The following is a 228-nucleotide window of genomic DNA, read 5'->3' on the forward strand; positions in this document are numbered from 1 at the left end:
CGCAGGTGCTCGACGACGGGCGCGAGGTGCGGGTCCTGCATCAGGGCGTGGTGGCCACCGGGGACGGTGTGCACTTCCAGGCCGCCGCGGACGAGGGGCTCCCAGCCGCGGTGACGCGGGAGGGTGGCGGGGGCTTCGCCAGCGCTCAGGAGCAGGGCGGTGCCGTCGTACGGCCGGGGCACGTACTTCTCCTGGGCGAAGAGGTTGGCGCGGAAGACCTGGAAGAGG

At 73.7% G+C, this 228-nt stretch carries 1 protein-coding gene; it reads right to left on the reverse strand.

The genetic code is table 11. The features are described 5' to 3' along the window. Window positions 1-228: hypothetical protein (locus D7W79_RS43090; protein WP_147442413.1), on the reverse strand; the 228-nt coding region annotated here is incomplete at both ends.

Source organism: Corallococcus exercitus (assembly GCF_003611585.1).
Taxonomy (GTDB): Bacteria; Myxococcota; Myxococcia; order Myxococcales; family Myxococcaceae; genus Corallococcus; species Corallococcus exercitus.